Origin of the sequence: Parafilimonas sp. (assembly GCF_051953455.1) — a bacterium.
In the GTDB taxonomy this organism is placed as follows: domain Bacteria; phylum Bacteroidota; class Bacteroidia; order Chitinophagales; family Chitinophagaceae; genus Parafilimonas.
The window spans coordinates 81,921-99,692 of the sequence record NZ_JBQCIT010000006.1 but is presented as its reverse complement, the minus strand read 5'-3'; the positions used below and the strand labels follow the sequence as shown (position 1 = coordinate 99,692).

Annotated in this window: 15 protein-coding genes; 4 read left to right on the top strand and 11 right to left on the bottom strand. The window is 40.3% G+C overall.

Translation table 11 applies throughout. The annotated features are described in order from the left end of the window. Positions 1-9: 9 nt before the first annotated feature. On the top strand, positions 10-1,419 hold the full coding sequence (locus tag ACTHN6_RS01480) for an outer membrane beta-barrel protein (RefSeq protein ID WP_440433934.1): 1,410 nt from the start codon (positions 10-12) through the stop codon (positions 1,417-1,419). A gap of 24 nt (positions 1,420-1,443) precedes the next feature. Here the strand turns inward: ACTHN6_RS01480 and ACTHN6_RS01475 are convergent, their stop codons facing one another. From ACTHN6_RS01475 to ACTHN6_RS01455, 5 genes are all read right to left on the bottom strand, one after another. Further along, positions 1,444-3,423, bottom strand: a complete 1,980-nt coding sequence (locus tag ACTHN6_RS01475; RefSeq protein ID WP_440433933.1) for a protein-disulfide reductase DsbD family protein — start codon at positions 3,421-3,423, stop codon at positions 1,444-1,446. A 166-nt stretch (positions 3,424-3,589) separates the two neighbouring features. Beyond that, positions 3,590-4,792 (bottom strand): DUF3570 domain-containing protein, encoded by a 1,203-nt coding sequence (locus tag ACTHN6_RS01470; RefSeq protein ID WP_440433932.1) that lies wholly within the window; start codon positions 4,790-4,792, stop codon positions 3,590-3,592. Positions 4,793-4,812: 20 nt separating this feature from the next. Beyond that, entirely contained in the window at positions 4,813-5,034 is a 222-nt protein-coding gene (locus ACTHN6_RS01465) for a DUF4266 domain-containing protein (RefSeq protein ID WP_440433931.1), read from the bottom strand. Next, the gene (locus ACTHN6_RS01460; RefSeq protein ID WP_440433930.1) at positions 5,031-5,981 is read right to left on the bottom strand and encodes an FAD:protein FMN transferase; all 951 of its coding nucleotides are present in this window, start codon (positions 5,979-5,981) and stop codon (positions 5,031-5,033) included. Before ACTHN6_RS01460 ends, ACTHN6_RS01465 begins: the two co-directional genes overlap by 4 nt. After that, positions 5,978-6,412: a thioredoxin family protein gene (locus ACTHN6_RS01455; protein WP_440433929.1), complete on the bottom strand. Its 435-nt coding sequence runs from the start codon at positions 6,410-6,412 to the stop codon at positions 5,978-5,980. Before ACTHN6_RS01455 ends, ACTHN6_RS01460 begins: the two co-directional genes overlap by 4 nt. Before the next feature lie 303 nt (positions 6,413-6,715). On the opposite strand from ACTHN6_RS01455, the gene ACTHN6_RS01450 reads away from it, so the two are divergent. Together ACTHN6_RS01450 and ACTHN6_RS01445 are read left to right on the top strand one after the other, a co-directional pair. Next, complete coding sequence (locus tag ACTHN6_RS01450) at positions 6,716-9,220, top strand: cation-translocating P-type ATPase (RefSeq protein ID WP_440433928.1); 2,505 nt, start codon at positions 6,716-6,718, stop codon at positions 9,218-9,220. Between the two features lie 327 nt (positions 9,221-9,547). Continuing rightward, the gene (locus tag ACTHN6_RS01445; protein WP_440433927.1) at positions 9,548-10,351 is read left to right on the top strand and encodes a universal stress protein; all 804 of its coding nucleotides are present in this window, start codon (positions 9,548-9,550) and stop codon (positions 10,349-10,351) included. Positions 10,352-10,459: 108 nt separating this feature from the next. Here the strand turns inward: ACTHN6_RS01445 and ACTHN6_RS01440 are convergent, their stop codons facing one another. Further along, positions 10,460-11,218, bottom strand: coding sequence for an SDR family NAD(P)-dependent oxidoreductase (locus tag ACTHN6_RS01440; RefSeq protein ID WP_440433926.1), 759 nt, complete (start codon positions 11,216-11,218; stop codon positions 10,460-10,462). 449 nt (positions 11,219-11,667) lie between these two features. Here ACTHN6_RS01440 and ACTHN6_RS01435 point away from each other — a divergent pair, with 449 nt between their 5' ends. Continuing rightward, positions 11,668-12,726, top strand: a complete 1,059-nt coding sequence (locus tag ACTHN6_RS01435) for a response regulator (RefSeq protein ID WP_440433925.1) — start codon at positions 11,668-11,670, stop codon at positions 12,724-12,726. 175 nt (positions 12,727-12,901) lie between these two features. Here ACTHN6_RS01435 and ACTHN6_RS01430 read toward each other — a convergent pair whose 3' ends face one another. From ACTHN6_RS01430 to ACTHN6_RS01410, 5 genes are all read right to left on the bottom strand, one after another. Further along, a complete protein-coding gene (locus ACTHN6_RS01430) occupies positions 12,902-13,444 on the bottom strand; it encodes a hypothetical protein (protein WP_440433924.1) in 543 nt (180 codons plus the stop codon). Between the two features lie 478 nt (positions 13,445-13,922). Next, positions 13,923-14,576, bottom strand: a complete 654-nt coding sequence (locus ACTHN6_RS01425; RefSeq protein WP_440433923.1) for an HAD family hydrolase — start codon at positions 14,574-14,576, stop codon at positions 13,923-13,925. A gap of 69 nt (positions 14,577-14,645) precedes the next feature. Beyond that, the gene (locus ACTHN6_RS01420; RefSeq protein ID WP_440433922.1) at positions 14,646-15,176 is read right to left on the bottom strand and encodes a DUF1572 family protein; all 531 of its coding nucleotides are present in this window, start codon (positions 15,174-15,176) and stop codon (positions 14,646-14,648) included. Between the two features lie 40 nt (positions 15,177-15,216). After that, entirely contained in the window at positions 15,217-16,935 is a 1,719-nt protein-coding gene (ggt, locus tag ACTHN6_RS01415; protein WP_440433921.1) for a gamma-glutamyltransferase, read from the bottom strand. A 203-nt stretch (positions 16,936-17,138) separates the two neighbouring features. Continuing rightward, a complete protein-coding gene (locus ACTHN6_RS01410; RefSeq protein ID WP_440433920.1) occupies positions 17,139-17,768 on the bottom strand; it encodes a hypothetical protein in 630 nt (209 codons plus the stop codon). Between the last annotated feature and the right edge of the window lie 4 nt (positions 17,769-17,772).

Below are 17,772 nucleotides of genomic sequence, written 5' to 3'. Positions count from 1 at the left end.
GTTTTGCCTATGAATAAAAATTTACACAACAACGATGATTTGTTCAGAAAAGCTTATCAATCTTATGAAGATGAGCCTTCCCCTGAAGTATGGGAAAAAATAAATGCGCAGCTAGATAAAAGAGATGCGCTCTATTTCAGAAGCCGTATGGCCATGTGGAAAAGAATTGCTGCTATGCTGTGTGTATTGCTAAGTGCTTTTATTGCCTATGAATTGTTTTTTGCCGGTAACCGCAGCAGCAACCCGGACGATAATAACCTTGCGGGCAAACATACTTTAGTACAACAGGAAAACAGCACTGTGAAAAAACAGCAGGATTCATTTGCCGGTGTGCATGATTCGATATTCATGACCAACTCTGCTCGTACTGGCCTAACAGCAAACAAAAAAACCGGTAGGTATGCATACAAAAAAACAAGCGGAATTGATTACAAAAAATCTTTTTATGCTTTACCCGGAAAGAGTGCCGCGCATGCAAACGATGAAAGCATAGCTAAGTCTGAACCTGGCAATAATCAGCACCTGCAAGGTTTTTATAATACCGACAGCCTGGACGAAACGGCTTTTTCTGCTAATAAAATAAATGCGGATGAAAAACAACCGGCTGTTGCTTCTGAACAAAATAACAGCGATACGTCTTTTAATACAACCAATACAATTGCCGGAAAAACAACAGCGCCTGCCAAACAGGTATTTTCCAAATACTGGAGTCTTACACCTTATGTTTCGGTTGATTTTATCGGGCAGCGTTTAGATAATGACGGCAGTTTTCCCGAACCTGTGCAGCCGGCTGTGCTGGCGCAAAGAGAACATCATGAACCGTCTTTTTCTGCTGGATTTTTTGCCGGGTATCATTTCACTAAAAAATTAAGTTTCAAAACCGGATTGTTATATGCAAATTCAAGTACTGCAATTGCCTCTCAAACCCTGCATGCTGCTTCAGATAATAAAGGCTATGAATTAATAACAACTGCCGGTTATGTGTACCTGGATAAAGTTTTTGGCCAAACCGCTATTCCCGGCGATAGTGTGGCCGCAACCAATACGGAACATCATATAACCTCGCTTAATATTCCTTTGATGGCAGTGTACACTATTAACCCGCAAAGCAGGTTAACGGTAACGCCGGGCGCTGGTATTTACACCCACATTATACTTGGCTCTAAAATAGAAACAGAAATAAAAAAAGATGGTAACCGGCAAACCGTTTCATTAACTAATTTTAAAGGCCAGCGGCCGGCTTATTTTTCTTTTGCCGCCGATGCCGCAATTGAGTATAAGATTAATAAAAAATTAAGCCTGGCCGTAATTCCATCCTTTAATTATGCGATTACTTCTATAACCAGTAAAAACGCTGTGAAAACATATCCCTATACTTTCAGGATGGGAGCCGGCATCACCTGGAATTTGGAAGATTAGTTGCAGATGCGCATCTGCCTGGAGTTAGTATGAACCGGCGGTATTGTTACCGCTTTCAGCTGCAAATTTGTTTTTTATCTGCTTCAGCAGCGATGAGAATTTTTTGATATCGGGATCGTAACCATATCCTTCACTCACCAGCTGTTGTTCGTTATCATCAAGAAAGAAATAATAGGGTTGCGTATTGGCGCCAAATGCTGAAACCTGCATATCTGCATTTTTATCGCCTAAAGTTTCTACCTGTTTTTCCAATGCTTTCGAATAAAACTGCTCCTGCCGCGGAATATCTACATGTTGTGCATCTACATACAGGGAAGCAATAATAAAATTGGTTTTTAATTGTTGCAGCACTTCCGGATCACTCCATACCTGGCTTTCCATTTTCCTGCAGTTCACACAGTTGATGCCGGTAAAATCAAGCATAAGGGGTTTATGTTGTTGTCTTGCAATTTGCAGGGCTTCCTTATAATCGAAATATGTTGTAATGCCATATTTTTTTACAACATCGGGTTCGTATATCAGCATATTAGCGGCATACTTCACGGGTTTGGGTAATGTATTTCCTGCATAGCTGTTTTGCTGTGTTGTTTCATTGGTGTTTAAGCGGTCAGCAGCCGTAAAATCCTGTGTGCCCATCGGTGGCAAAAAAGCACTTATACCTTTTAAGGGTGCGCCGGCCAGGCCCGGTACCATATAAAACACAAAACAAAACGATGCCATGGCAAAGAATAATCTTGTAACAGAAAGATGCGGTGCGCCAAAATCGTTTTCGGGCAGCGCATCATCGTGTTTAAACCGGATAAGGCCAAATAAATAAAAACCAAGCGCCAGAAAAATACCCATCCAGATGCAGAGAAAAATTTCGCGGTCGAGCAGCCGCCAGCCTTTCGATAAATCTGCATTCGATAAAAATTTCATTGCCAGCGCTAACTCCAAAAAGCCCAGGGTAACTTTTATAGCGTTGAGCCAGCCACCGGCCCGGCCCAGCATATTAATTTTGGAAGGAAAGAAAGCAAAGAGTGAAAAGGGCAGCGCCAATGCTGCCGAAAAACCAAACATGCCCACCAGCGGCCCGTAAAAATTGCCTTTGGCAGCCAGCACAATCAGGTTACCAATAATAGGGCCTGTACAGGAAAAAGATACGAGCACCAGCGTAAGCGCCATAAAGAAAATGCCGCCAAAGCTACTTAACCCGGCCTTTGTATCCGCCTTTGTAGACCACGATGCAGGCAACGTTATTTCAAAGCCGCCGAGGAAAGAAATGCCAAACAGTATAAATACGATAAAAAAGAACAGGTTGGCAATCCAGTTGGTAGCCAGATTATTGAGGGCGGCCGGCCCAAACAGAAACGTGATCAAAAAACCTAACAGGGTAAAAATTATAATAATGGAAGCCGAATAATATAAGGCATTCCTTATGCCATGCTTTTTTGTTTTACTGCGCTTTATAAAAAAACTTACGGTAACGGGTATCATTGAATAAACGCAGGGCGTTAGCAAGGCCAGCAGGCCACCGGCAAAGGCAGAAAAGAATATCCATAATAAAGATTTGTTGGTCGTAATACCTGCAGCAGCTATAACAGGCGGATCAACATAAACTTTAAAAGGCCTTTCATCAGCTATGTAATCTCCATGCTTATTATAAAAAAGATTCACCTTGCCTTTAATGGCGAAACTATCATTTATAGCTGCCTTTATTTTTTGCTGCCAATAACCGGAATCGGTAAAAAAGTAAACTTTACTGTTTACGCTTTCATCTATACCATTTTGCACTTTTCCATGTTCTGCAATATTTCCGTCAAGTTTTGAGGTTATGGATGAATCAAATTCAAATGAAGAATAAAGTACATCAGCATCTGTGTTATGTAATGCATACAATTTTACACCGGGTGGTAAGGCATAATTTATTTTGAAAATTATCTCACTGTCATTAAGCCGTTGCTGCGCATAATGCAGTTGTATGGTAGCAGTATCCTGCGCGTTGGCCCGTATATTTAAAAGCATAACCGCTGCACAACATATTGTGCGCAAAAGAAATTGCAATCGCATATTGCTGTTTGTTTGTTAAAGCGTTTAACCGTATTGTAGTGCAGGGAATTAAATGTTGCAGCATTGTGGCCACAACCTTATCATAAACCGGAAATACTTTCTTCTATAATTTTTAAAAAAACTATAAAATGCCTATTGCCAGTGTAAGCTGATTGGAGTGCAGCCCCGTGCTTCTTATATAATGCCCAAATCTTAACTCAACAGATTTAATAGCTTGTATATTGAACACACCACCCGGCGGCGCTGTTCTTATATTCAATCCAAAATACTGGCTGTGAAATTTAGACAGATCATAATCGCTTGTAAAATAGGTTTGGCCCGGTGCATGCTGGCCATAAGGCGCAAAATATTTTATGGCATCCTGGCTATAATACCGGTAAAACGGGCTTATGGAAAAGAAGGAAGTAACCTTAACCGGTAATTCCAATTCGCCAGTATAAGCTTTAATGCCCCAGTCATCCTGGTAATAACGCAGAAACGTTCTTATAAGAAAACGGTCACCTGCAAAATAGTTGACCCGTAAACCCAGCGGTATTTTTAACCGCGTGCCAGGCAGGTTTTCTGATTGCAGGGAGCCATCGGTAAAATACACCCGCTGGTATTTTGTTGCCAGTAATCCCTTCTGGTAATTTGGTTCAAATAGCAGCATCATTTGCAAATTGGGGCTTACAACCTGGGCATAGCTTAGCGATAAGCTGTACGAATTGCGCGGTGCGCTGCCGGCCATACCTTTATCTTGATCCTGGTTATTGCCGGGAATTTTTACCCCATACGGATAGATGACTTTCCAGGTATCAAAGTAGGCCTGCGTTTTAGCCGTAAATTCTTCGTTATGATCTTTCGATGATTTTGTAAAGCTGAAACCAGCTCCCAAAGAGGTATAATCAAACTCTTTTGAAAAAGATGCGTTTGCGCCAAGCGTTATACCATTCTTTTCATTTGTTCTGGTATAAGTTGCGGATGGATAAATTCTGGTATCCGACATGGAGGCAGATGATATAGTTCTCGGGTCTATTTTATCGGATGAAGCGGAAGTATAATGATCAATACCCAGCTCCAGCGCAAGGGAATGTTTTATATAGTCGTTGCTGTAACGGGATAATTTCAGATCGAGCGTGTTGGCAAAATCTGTAAGTTTTTCTGTGCCGATGCCACCGGTTACGGCAGAATTGTTGCCATCCTGGTGATAGTAGCCGGATACAAAATTTATTTCATCAATTGTTAGCGCTTTGCTTTTATAGCCGCTATCGCTGCCTGTTGTTTGCGAAAAGGAAGAAAGTATGCCCAGGTACAGGCCTATTACTGCAAGTGATAGTTTTTTCATGTTGATAATTAAATCAGTAATTAATTACAGCCGCAGCCTCCGCCAGTTTTACCACCATTCGCGCCGGAGGCGCCTTCGCGGTAGCTTTGAAAATTTTGTTCAAACCGCTGATCTTTTCTTGCTGATAACTGCATTTCATTATCGTTGATCTTTGATTTCTGATATTCTTTTACAGGCTTACATGAAGCGGTTAAGCTGATGAGAAAGGCAATACACAAAACCTTTTGATAACAAGTCTTCATTTTCTTATTCTTATATTATCTGATGTAAACAATTTATTATTATCGTCTATAACAATGCAGGCAATATTTTTCATTTGATTGATGAGGTGCAGGCCCGCTTGTATGCCCATCACCGTAACAGGTGTAGCCAGCGCATCGGCCAATTCGGCACTGGGGCAGATGATGCTAACGCTTTTAATGCCGCTAACCGGTAATCCTGTTTTGGGATTAATGGTATGCGAATAACGCCTGCCGTTGATGGTTACAAATTTTTCATAGTTGCCTGATGTGGCAATAGCATTATCACTTATATCGATAGCAGAAAACAACTGGTGCTTTTGATCAGGATCGGCTATACCAACCGTCCACGCTTTGCCATCCGGTTGTTTGCCCCAGGTTACCAGGTCGCCGGCAGCATTTACAACGCCGCTTTCAACGCCATAATTTTTCAGCAAAGCTTTTGCCCGGTCGGCTGCATAGCCTTTACCAATGCCTCCAAAGCCAATGCGCATGCCTTTTTCTTTCAGAAAAACGGTATGCTCCTCAGCATCCAACAGGATGTTGTTGTAATTGATAAGCCGCACCATTTTTTTAGCCGTTTCAGCAGGAGGCAGTGTTTTCATATTCAAATCAAAATTCCATAACCGTTTGTCTATTGAACCATAGGTAATGTCGAATGCACCCTGGGTAAGCCTGGATATTTTAACGGAACGGCAAACCAAATCAAACATTTCACTACTAACCTGTACAGGCTTTATGCCTGCATGGGCATTGATGTAATTGGTTTCGCTGCTTTCTTTAAACGTGGTAAGCAGGTCTTCTATTCTTTTTATTTCTGCAACAGCCAGCCCAACCAACTCCCGGGCATCATGCTCATTTTTATTGGCAATGGTTATTTCAAAGCAATTGCCCATTAAGCGCAATACTTCTTTGTACAGGTATGGTATGGATGCAATCGTCTGGGTCATTGCCTCGCTGAGATCAGCTCTTGTACAAATGCTTCCGGCGTTTCATTGGGCAGGCCTTCCCAACGTTTTATAATTTTGCCGTTTGCATCCAGTAACAGGGTTAATGGAAAAGCGCCACCGGCATTGTATTCGTCGGCCAGTTTATTATTCTGCAGTTGCCTGCTTTTGGAAAGCTGGTTTTTTTTCAACCGCGGAAAGTCTGCATTCAATAATACCAGCTTGTCTTTGGCATAAGCGCTAAAAGCTCCGGAACTAAAAATTTCTTTATGTAATCTTATACACGGTCCGCACCAGTCAGATCCCGAGAAGTTTAATAAGATCATTTTATTTTCCTGCTGCGCCTGTTTTTTGGCGGCATCCAAATCAGAAGACCATACAAGTTCCTGGCTTATTAAAAGCGCACAACAAAAAAGTAACGATAATTTTAACATGAAAGTTCTTTATTTGAAGCTCATCAGTATTAAAGAATCAACTGCGGTGCAGTTTCATAATTAGATGGCAGAAAAAAATAAATGGTTGGGTGATGTAGGAATATTTTAAAAATGATAAGGTTTTATTAGCAACAATAAGCCACATTATTTTCTAAGAATCGGTCTCATATATGGCAAATAATATTTGAAACAATAAGTTTATCTTTTTTACAGTAAACAGCCAACCTTTTTTAATCTTTACATCTATATAATACAGATATTAACATGATAAACAATACAACTGCCCACTGCAAAACTTAATATATGGTAACCAAAGATGTTTTAAATATAAAAGGCCTTACGCATAATGAAGTAGTACAGTTGAGGCAGCAATACGGAACTAATACTGTAGAAGTAAAAAAAGAAAACAAACTGCTGCATATGCTTAAAGGCCTGGCTAAAGAACCTATGGTGATATTGCTGCTGGCGGCTTCTTCGATTTATTTTTTAAGCGGCAGTACCGGTGATGCGGTTTTTCTTGCCATCTCCATTTTGTTCGTAGCTGCTATTTCCATTTACCAGGAAAACAGGAGCAGAACAGCACTTAGTAAACTTCAATCTTATACACAGCCGCATTGTAAAGTAATACGCGATGGAACAACGCAGCAAATTCAAACAAAAGACCTGGTTATAGGTGATTATCTTATTGTTGAAGAAGGCTCCGCCGTGCCGGCTGATGGCCGCGTGGTAAATTCCAACGACCTTTCGGTGAACGAATCTATTTTAACCGGGGAATCGTTACCCGTGTATAAAAATGCAGCAGAGGAAGCAATGGTTTACCAGGGCACTATCGTAGTTAGCGGAATGTGTGTTGTAGTGGTAAGTGCCATAGGCAATCAGACCAGGCTGGCGCAGATCGGCAAGACGGTTGATGAAATTAAAACAGAAAAAACACCCCTTGAAAAACAGATAGGCAACTTCGTTAGGAAAATGGTTATTACAGGCCTGATTGTGTTTATAATCGTATGGGTCTTAAACTTCCTTAATTCCCACAATATTGTTGACAGCCTGCTGAAAGCATTAACGCTGGCAATGAGCATTCTCCCGGAAGAAATTCCTGTGGCGTTTACCACCTTCATGGCGCTGGGCGCCCTGCGGCTGATGAAGATGGGTATAATAGTAAAAGGAATGAAAACTGTAGAAACATTAGGAAGCGCTACGGTGATTTGCACAGATAAAACAGGCACTATAACCGAAAACAAGATGACACTTGCAGGCGTGTATGCCTTAACCAACAGTGATACCTCTGCCATAAACGCTTTAAGTGATGCCGCTAAACAAGTGGTTAGAAACGCTATGTGGGCAAGCGAACCGGTCCCTTTTGATCCTATGGAAAAAGCATTGCATGAAGCGTATGCAGTTAATTTTCCAACGGATGAACGGCCTTTTTTTAAGATGATTCATGAATATCCGCTTGCCGGGCAACCGCCCATGATGACGCATATTTTTGAAGATGAAAATAAAAACAGGATCATTGCTGTAAAAGGTGCGCCGGAGGCTATTATGAAACATGCATCTCTTTCAGTTGAACAGCAGCAGCAACTACACAACATTATAACTAAATTTTCATCCAAAGGATACCGGGTACTGGGCGTAGGCACTTCAGATTTTAAAGGATATGATTTCCCCGAAAGCCAGGAAGCTTTTCAATTCAACTTTTCCGGCCTGGTGGCGTTTTATGATCCGCCCAAGAAAAATATAAAGGCTGTTTTTGATGCGTTTTACCAGGCAGGTATAAAAGTAAAAATTGTAACGGGTGATAATGCCGCTACCACTGCCGCCATAGCAAAGGAAACCGGTTTTAAAGGATATGATAAAACCGTTACCGGCACTGAGCTCATGCACATGAATGCAGCAGACCTGGATAAACAAATAGAGGATATAAACATTTTTGCCAGGATGTATCCCGATGCCAAGCTGCGCATTATTAATGCGCTTAAAGCCAACCATGAAATTGTGGCTATGACAGGAGATGGTGTGAATGATGGCCCTGCGCTTAAAGCAGCACATATTGGTATTGCCATGGGCAACAGAGGAACTGAAATTGCAAAGCAGGCTGCTTCACTTGTTTTGGCCGATGATGATTTGTCTAAAATGGTAGATGCCATTGCCATGGGAAGAAAGATATATGCTAATCTTAAAAAGGCCATCCAATATATTATATCCATTCATATCCCAATTATATTAACGGTGTTTATACCGCTGGCATTAGGATGGATATATCCCAATATCCTTTCCCCTGTGCATATTATTTTCCTGGAACTTATAATGGGCCCCACCTGTTCCATTATTTATGAAAATGAACCGGCAGAAAAAAATACGATGCTGCAAAAGCCCCGTCCCTTTACCACCACTTTTTTTAACTGGAATGAATTAGTAACGAGCATAATACAGGGCTTAATGATTACTGCAGGTGTTTTGCTTGTTTATCAATATGCAGTTTACAAGGGGCTTGATGAAAACAGCACCCGCACTATGGTGTTTGTAGCTTTAATAAGCGCCAATATTTTTCAAACTTTTATAAACAGGTCATTCTTTTATTCTGTATGGTTTACGCTGGGCTACAAAAATGTGTTGATTCCGTTAGTTACAGGTATCACGATAGTATTAACGGCATGCATGATTTATATTACCCCTGTAGCCGGCCTTTTTAAATTCAGCCGGCTTGAGGTATCTGACATGGCGATAAGCATATTGATTGCATTTGGATTTGTAATGTGGTTTGAAATTGTGAAATGGATTAAACGGAAAAAGCTAATAAGGAATTAGCAACAGGCATCATTAACACAACTGTTATTGTTATTAATAAAACCTTTTTAAATAGATCAAGCCTCAACTGATCAAAGTCATAACGAAGGCTGCCGTTTGTCACCATTCAAAACCGGTATAAAATATAGCTTGCTGTATATTTTAAGAACTGCAGTATGAAGGTAAATGCTATGCTGTAAGGCAGCGTTAAAGCGCAACAAACAGAATTTATACATCGGGATACCCGAACGTGCACCGCTCAAAAATTGTTAAGCAGTTTTATACGGGTAGTATCCCGGACTTGCTGATAATTATTTTTAATAGAAAATAATTTTTATTACTTAATTTATGAAAACAATAATAGCGCCGACAGATTTCACCGATGTCTCATTGAATGCAGTTAATTATGCGGCTGATATGGCACAGGATATAAATGCTGAATTAGTATTGATTCATGCAGATGGATTTTTAGCACCCGCTTTCGGCAACTTTCTTGTGCCGGCAATGGTATACGATGAAGAATATTGCACTGCGCAGTTAAGCAATTTGCAGGAGAAGCTGACGCAAAGAACAAACAACAACATTAATATTCGTTTGCACCAGGTAAAGGGAAATGTGCTTAACGGAATTGAAGAAATATGTAACCGGGAGCATCCTTTTTTAGTAGTAATGGCTACGCATTCTCCTTCCATAATAGAAAGGTGGATTACACAAAGCGTAACGCTGTTTGCCACTTCCAATTTACACTGCCCGGTGCTTGTTGTTCCGGATAAATCGTCCTATAGAGGCATTAAAAATGTTGGCCTGGCCTGCGAGTTGCAGCATGTTTATGAAGAACCGGTTAGTGTTTTACAAGCTTTTATCAGAACTTTTCGTGCTTCCTTACATCTGTTGCATATCATAAAACCCAAAGAAGATAGGCGATTTCTCGAAATGATGTTGACACGGCATCGTTTTCATGAATTTGATCCGGTGTTGCATTTTATGGAAAGCGAAAAAATTGAGGAGGAGCTTTTTGATTTTGCCAAACAAAATGCATTTGATATATTAATTATTATGCATCATCATTATGAATCTTCTGAAAAATCTATTTTTAAAGATATGGTACTCCATCCCAAAATGCCGGTAATGGTATTGCAGCCGGTGTCATAACGAACCACTTGTTTTTGAGCTAAGCGTTATAAATAATCCAGCCATAATTTATTGTGGCCGGTGCTATTATTGCCTGTAAGCAAATAAAACGGTGTCTGAATATGAATCTTACCTGGCAAGATAACCACCATCAATCGGATAATAACTGCCTGTTATAAATGAAGCTTTGTCGGAACTTAGCCAGATAACCAATTCGGCAACCTCGCTGGCTTCTCCCAGCCGCCCAATAGGATGCAGCGGTACAAGAACAGACTGTTTAATATCTGTATTCATGCCCGCTTCCGTCAATAAGGGTGTATTAATAAAACCAGGCCCGATGGCATTAATGCGGATACCTTTTGCACCATATTCCAGCGCCGCATTTTGCGTTAAACCTATTACACCATGTTTGGCTGCAACGTATCCGGCAGCATTCGCAAAACCAACCTGCCCCAGTATGGAGGAATTGTTTATAATAACGCCTTTGCCCTGTTTCAGCATTTGCTGCAGCTCATATTTCATGCAATAAAATACACTGTTTAAATTAACGGCAATAATTTTGTTCCAGCCTTCAATGCTCATATCTGCCATGGCATTGCTTTCGCCGCTAATACCTGCATTATTAAATGCAATATCTACGCTTCCAAAGCCTGCAACGGTTTTATTTACCAGCATTTCGCAATCCTGCGGTTTGCTTACATCAGCCTTAATAAAAACTGCTTTGCCATTTGATTGCCTGATTTTTTCAACAAGCAGCAGCCCTTTTTCTTCCTGCAGATCAGATACAATTACATTGCATCCATATGCTGCATACAATAATGCGGTTGCTTCCCCAATGCCGGAAGCGCCACCGGTAACAATTGCAGTTTTTCCTTTTAGATTATTCATACTTTTAGTTTAATAATGCAACCAACAGTTTTGGAGATTATCAAAGAATATTATTTACTACTGTAAATTTTCATTTTACAGAGCAACTGAAACATGACGAAATAAGGTTAAGGGTATGATTATAATCAGGCTGAAGCAAGAATCTATATTGGTATTATTGCGGGTAATAATAAATACTGATAGTTGTCAAGTATAATACAGTTCGATAAAGCGATCTTCCGGAAGGGCTGTTTGCATTGCAATAAAGCCAGAAAGATAATGGCATTGATGCCGGCAGCAGACAGGAAATATTTATTGAAGATTTTTCAGAGTAAACTTAATTAATATAAGGGGGGATTTGAACTTGTAAAAGAGTGCTTCAATTTTTCGATTTGCAAAGTGCCGAATGGAAGTTGAAGGCAGTTTAAAATGAAGGTGAAATTATAAATTATATTCATCAAAATACTTTTATGAAAAAGATCCTGGTAATTGAAGACAATTTGGAGGTGAGAGAAAATATAACTGAAATTCTCCAACTGTCCAGCTATGAAGTAATTACGGCAGAAGACGGTAAAGTGGGCGTTGAGCTTGCATTGCAACAACCGCCGGACCTGATCTTGTGCGATATTATGATGCCCGGGCTCGATGGCTATGGCGTGCTGCACCTGCTTAATAAACATATAGAAACTTATGGCATTCCGTTTATTTTTCTTACAGCAAAGTCGGAGAAGGGTGATTTGAGAAGAGGAATGGAAATGGGGGCAGATGATTACATTACAAAACCCTTTGACGTTGTTGAATTGTTAAGTGCCATTGAAGTAAGATTGAAAAAGGCCGAATCAATTAAACAAAGCGTAATAAAAAGCAATAATGATATAACGACTTTTATAAATAACGCAAAGCAAACCGGTCATATCCAGCTTACATCAGAAGAACGCGAGTTATATGATTATAAGAAAAAAGATATGGTATATGCAGAAGGGCAGCGCCCTAAAGCAGTGTATTATATAAAAAATGGGAAGATAAAAATTTATAAATCGAATGAAGATGGAAAAGAATTAATTACAGCTATTTGCAGCACCGGAGATTTTTTTGGATATACGTACATTCTTGAAGAAATCAGTTATAAGGAAAACGCCAAAGTGCTTGAAGATGCAGAGCTAATGCTGATTCCTAAAGATGATTTTTTATCGCTGATTTCCAGCGATGCGCAGGTGGCAAGACAATTTATTAAATTAATTACACGCAATGTTTTGGACAAAGAAGAAAACCTGCTGATGCTTGCTTATAACTCGTTGCGTAAAAAGGTGGCTTACCAGTTAATACAGGTATTTGAAAAATTTAAAAATGAAAACAGCAGCAGCGATGCCATTAATATTTCCAGAGAAAACCTGGCACAAACTGCAGGTATTGCTACAGAATCTCTCATAAGAACATTATCTGATTTTAAAAGTGAAAAGCTGATTGATCTTCAAGGCAGCACCATAACTATTTTAAATGAAACCAAATTGCGCAACCTTCCTTTTTAGAACGGGAAACGCATAAGGTTTTGATTGAGGAATAAATGCACTGATAATAAATCAGATTTTTTATGCTCAATCATTTCGAATTTTAACCGGTAAAACCTTGCCGTTGGCAGGCGCCCGCAGCAATGAGCCCCTGACCTTAATACGCTACTTCCTTAACAGCCCAGGTCCGCACAACTTAAAATGCAGTGTACTTGAATTTTTGCCCACCGACCGTAGCTTCTGCCATAAGGCCACCAAGATCCTGTGTAAACACAGTTACACCATCGGTATATTTGGCATTCTTCGACACGCCTGATTTTACAGCAACCGCAGAAATCTGACTGCTGAATTCTGTTTTGCTTGCCTTCATGCGGTCAAGAGCATCCTGGTTTTCAAAAAATATCACTTCCCTGTACGTCTGCCCTCCAATTTGGGCGCCCACCGTTATCTGGCCGGTTTTAACCATGCCAGCCGCTTTTCCTTTTTCATACAAGATCCCATCACCGCCCGAGCCGCCAACAATAAGCCCGCCCTTGCCGATTTTTGGAAAAATAACGTATCCATAAGAAGACTCAAAAAGAGTGGCCATAGAAGGGTCTGTTTGTATAAATGCTGATTTTGCTTTATCGCTTTCTGCAATCAGTTTTTCGGCAGCTTTATCTTGTGCGCTCACAGCATGAGGCAGGAAATAGACTACTGATGCTAAAAGAACCAGTTTGATGAATTTGCTTTTTTTCATATTATTTTTTTTATATGAGCTGATGATATATGGCAGCAGAATACCCTACTTTCTTCAATCAAAATGTCTGCCGTTTTGCTTAAATATTCTCCAATGGTTAAGGGCTATTGAAAAGGTTTTGCCAATTTTTTGCCGTAGCAGGAAGTATCTGGATACCGGAACACCGGTAATATGTCGTTGCGTTGACATGCCGTTATCACTTTTTAGAAGTTTTAGAACATAAATTTCTTATTTGTGAACAGATAAATGTGTAGAAAGATGACGAAACAGCTGTGTTATTTCCCATGGCTCCGCCAGAGTTCTGGAAACAGATCAGATCAACCATTGAAGAAGTGGTTAGTGAAAAATTAATCAGCCATTCCGGCCACCACCAGCCGCGAAAGCGGCCCTTATTTTTTTATCAGTTTCCTTCTTTAAGCTCAGTATTTAAACAGCGTCTAAGCAATTGAGTTTTGTTTCCTGCAAATCTTTATATCTGTTATTTTAACTGCTGCAATTTTGCCAATGATATTTCCGTATAATCCTTAATAATTAAATCCGCATCATGCAAATCTTTAGCCGTGTGTGTTGTTGTTAATGCTATAACCTTCATGCCCGCTGCTTTTGCCGACTGAATGCCAGCCAATGAATCTTCAAACGCAACACATGCTGAAGGAACTGCATTTACTGAAATTGCTGCCTTTAAAAATATTTCGGGATGAGGCTTGCCTGTTTTTATCTGTGTTGAATCAATTATGCTAAGAAAATAATTCCTTATCGGTATATGCTCAAACATAAAATTAATGTTAGGAATGATGCCTGAAGTTGCAACTGCTTTCGGAATTTTTGCTTTTTCGAGTTCGTTTAAAAAATCAACGAGGCCTTCAACAGGTTTTATATGTGGCGCATATAACTCACGGTATAAACCTTCTTTTTCGTTGGTATATTCTTCAGTTTTTTCGGGGCTCAGTGTTGTGTTGAAAACATAATCAAAAATTTCACGGTTCATTCTTCCGTTGATATGCTGTTTATATTCTTCGAGTGAAAAAGGTTTTCCTATTTTCTGATAAAATTCCCTGAATGCTTGTATGTGGTAAGGATTGTTGTCTATTAGTGTCCCGTCTAAATCAAAAATAACTGCCTGTGGAAACATAGTTTAATGCTGCTGTTTTAAAGTATACTGTATAGTAATTTTAAGATTAACCTGCCTGAAAAACCGGCTTTATATTTTATGGTTCATCGCCTCGTTAAATGCCTTGCTTTTATTTTTAGGAATGCTCAGCGATTGCCAGGTTTCATTTTTAATAAGCTTTCCTATATAAACGATCTGGGCTGTATGGCCGCCATAATGATCTATCTGCCTTATAACAGCATCAATAACCAAATGTGGTTCACTCCGTATGGTAATAGTTTTCATTACATCTTCCGGTTTGAGATTTTCAAGTGCCCCCAAAACGCAGGCCCAGCCTTTATTCCAGGCATTTAAAACATCTTCTTTCGTTGATAGCGTGTTTTCAAATTCAACATCTCTTTCACGCCAGGGCTTTTCTCCGTCTTCCGTTAAAAAATCGGTCCAGCGGCTGAGCATATTACCACTCATGTGCTGAACAATTATGGCAATAGAATTACTTTCAGCGGAAGGCTTGAAAAAGAAATCTTTTTCATCAAGCTGTGTAAGCGTTTTATCGCCAATCAATTTTTGCGCTTTAAATTTTTTTATAGCCGATTGCAAAAAAGCTTCTTCTATATTCATCTTCTTAAATTTTAATTTTGAAAAATCCCGCACTTTAAACTTAATACCCGCTCACACTATCATCGCCACGCTTATCAGCAGCAGCTTCGCGGGTTCCATCTGGCAGAATCTTTATTAATTCTGTTCTGCCGATGGCTCTTAATGTTACCAGCTTATAACCCATGTCTTTTAATTGCTTCGCCGTTTCTTCATTAAAATCCCTTTCAACAGAAACAGTGTCCGGCAGCCATTGATGATGGAATTTAGGCTTGTTAACCGCATCATTCGCATCCATATTAAAATCAACAATATTTACGATTGACTGGAATACCGATGTTGTAATAGTGGTGCCGCCAGGTGTACCCACTACTATAAATGGTTTATTATCTTTTAAAACCAATGTTGGCGTCATAGAACTTAACATACGTTTGCCGGGCTGGATAGCATTGGCATCGCCGCCAACAGCGCCATACATATTAGGTACACCGGGTTTTATGCTGAAGTCATCCATTTCATCATTTAATAAAAAGCCTGCGCCACCCACCACTGTTCTGCTGCCATAACTATTATTCAGCGTTGTGGTAACGGCAACCATATTGCCCTCTTTATCAATAATACTTATATGGGTAGTCTGATCACTTTCATGCACATTGCCGGCTTTTACATTTGCACTTACACCTTCTTTTGTTGAATCATAATCACTCATCCTTTTTTTAAGATAAGTATCACTCAATAAAATATTCTGCGGCACGTTCCAGAAATCCGGATCGCCCAAATGTTCGGCCCGGTCGGCATAAGCACGGCGTTCTGCTTCAATCATCAACTGCACACTTTTTACAGTTTGAAAACCATAGCTGCTCATGGAATATGGTTCAATCATCTTCAGCATTTCGCCCAAAATAATACCGCCGCTGCTCGATGGCGGCATGCTTACCACATGATAGCCGCGGTAATCAAACTCAACCGGTTTACGCGGTTTGCATACATAGCCTTTTAAATCTTCCAAACGCATAATGCCTTTGCCACGCTGCATTTCTTCCACAATCAGTTTGGCTGTTTCACCTTCATAAAAACCTTTGGTGCCATTATCGCGAATACGTTTTAAAGTTGCGGCAAGTTCAGGCTGGTATAAAGTATCGCCTTCTTTCCATGCTGTATTTTTTACATAGGCTGAAGGCTTTGTGCTGTATTGTAAAAAATCATCTTTATTACTGTTTAAACCATCCGCTTCACGTTTGGTGAGTACAACACCTTTCTCCGCAAGCTCTATTGCCGGCTGGATTAATGTTTTGAACGGAAGCTTTGCATATTGATGTTCTGCAAATAATCCTGCAACAGTACCAGGCACGCCTGCAGATAAATGCCCGTTCTGCGACCAGTCGGTTCTTGCATTGCCGGCTGAATCGATGTACATATTCCTGCCGCCTTTCAGCGGGGCCATTTCACGATAATCCAATGAAAGCAGGGAATCATTTGCAAGCCGTGCAACCGTAAAGCCACCGCCGCCAAGATTGCCGGCAGCCGGATGAACAACAGCCAGTGCAAGCTGGGTTGCAATCATAGCATCAAAAGCATTGCCGCCTTTTTTTAAGATGGCGAGGCCCACCTCGCTGGCCAAAGGATGTGCGCTTGCAACACAGCCATTCTTTACGGAAACATTTTTAGTAATGGGAAAATGATAAGGATCAATTTCCTTGCCTGCGCCAACTGTAATGTTTGAAGACGTGCAGGAGTAAAAAATAACATTTGCAGCAAGAACAATGAACAGCCATTTTTTCATGCGTTCAAACCTAAGAAAAAAATATTGTGGGATAAAAGATTTAATGCAGATGCGTTTTTGCCTGTGCCTGCTTATGCTTTAATGCAGATGCTAATCAAAGTTGGGCATGATGTGTTAACGGCTATACCTTATGTGTACTTGTTTAATCGGAGACCCACAATAAACATGCATATAATTATTAACCGGATAAAAAAATATTAATCTTAAAAGTCCCAGTCAACCACGCGGCGCAGGTATTTCTTATCCTGTATAACCCAGGTTACCTCATAGCGGCCTGTGCCTTCTCCATTCACCATATAGATATAATATTTACGTTTATCCGGCGAACGGTAAACATTGCAAAAAGTTTTTTGTTTTCCTTTTGCATCGGTATAAAAAAGTTTGGGTTCGTAGAGGTCAAAGAAAGCCGTTTGCGGTACAATAACCGTATCACTTTCAATGATGGCAATCACGGAAGTTATTGTGCGTTTCGGCACTTTGTGTTCAGTGCCCCAAAAAGGTTTATTGTCTAATTTAACGGCATACTTATCGTCGTACCAGCTTACTTTATGTTTGGCCGCATCAAAGCTGCCTGCGGTTATTTGTATAATGGCTGTATCGTTTGAAAATACAATGGTATCACTGCTTACGCTTTCAAGCGGAACCGCATCAAGCCTGTGTTTGGTGAGGCTTTCGCTAATACCCCCAAACGTAAATTGCGACAGGTCGGCACGAATATCTTTCTCCTGCATCTTTAAAAAATTATCCCGCTTGGTCCGGTAATCGGGAATATCATCCTGTGCAAAAACATTATATATAATGCAGCAGAACAGTATGGATAACAAAGTGCGCATAGGC

Bases quoted from the DNA above. Each gene is read 5' to 3' on its own strand.
- ACTHN6_RS01440 (WP_440433926.1), bottom strand. From the start codon at position 11,218: ATGAATAATCTAAAAGGAAAAACTGCAATTGTTACCGGTGGCGCTTCC.
- ACTHN6_RS01455 (WP_440433929.1), bottom strand. From the start codon at position 6,412: ATGTTAAAATTATCGTTACTTTTTTGTTGTGCGCTTTTAATAAGCCAG.
- ACTHN6_RS01425 (WP_440433923.1), bottom strand. From the start codon at position 14,576: ATGTTTCCACAGGCAGTTATTTTTGATTTAGACGGGACACTAATAGAC.
- ACTHN6_RS01430 (WP_440433924.1), bottom strand. From the start codon at position 13,444: ATGAAAAAAAGCAAATTCATCAAACTGGTTCTTTTAGCATCAGTAGTC.
- ACTHN6_RS01475 (WP_440433933.1), bottom strand. From the start codon at position 3,423: ATGCTTTTAAATATACGGGCCAACGCGCAGGATACTGCTACCATACAA.
- ACTHN6_RS01420 (WP_440433922.1), bottom strand. From the start codon at position 15,176: ATGAATATAGAAGAAGCTTTTTTGCAATCGGCTATAAAAAAATTTAAA.
- ggt (WP_440433921.1), bottom strand. From the start codon at position 16,935: ATGAAAAAATGGCTGTTCATTGTTCTTGCTGCAAATGTTATTTTTTAC.
- ACTHN6_RS01435 (WP_440433925.1), top strand. From the start codon at position 11,668: ATGAAAAAGATCCTGGTAATTGAAGACAATTTGGAGGTGAGAGAAAAT.
- ACTHN6_RS01410 (WP_440433920.1), bottom strand. From the start codon at position 17,768: ATGCGCACTTTGTTATCCATACTGTTCTGCTGCATTATATATAATGTT.
- ACTHN6_RS01445 (WP_440433927.1), top strand. From the start codon at position 9,548: ATGAAAACAATAATAGCGCCGACAGATTTCACCGATGTCTCATTGAAT.
- ACTHN6_RS01465 (WP_440433931.1), bottom strand. From the start codon at position 5,034: ATGAAGACTTGTTATCAAAAGGTTTTGTGTATTGCCTTTCTCATCAGC.
- ACTHN6_RS01480 (WP_440433934.1), top strand. From the start codon at position 10: ATGAATAAAAATTTACACAACAACGATGATTTGTTCAGAAAAGCTTAT.
- ACTHN6_RS01460 (WP_440433930.1), bottom strand. From the start codon at position 5,981: ATGACCCAGACGATTGCATCCATACCATACCTGTACAAAGAAGTATTG.
- ACTHN6_RS01450 (WP_440433928.1), top strand. From the start codon at position 6,716: ATGGTAACCAAAGATGTTTTAAATATAAAAGGCCTTACGCATAATGAA.
- ACTHN6_RS01470 (WP_440433932.1), bottom strand. From the start codon at position 4,792: ATGAAAAAACTATCACTTGCAGTAATAGGCCTGTACCTGGGCATACTT.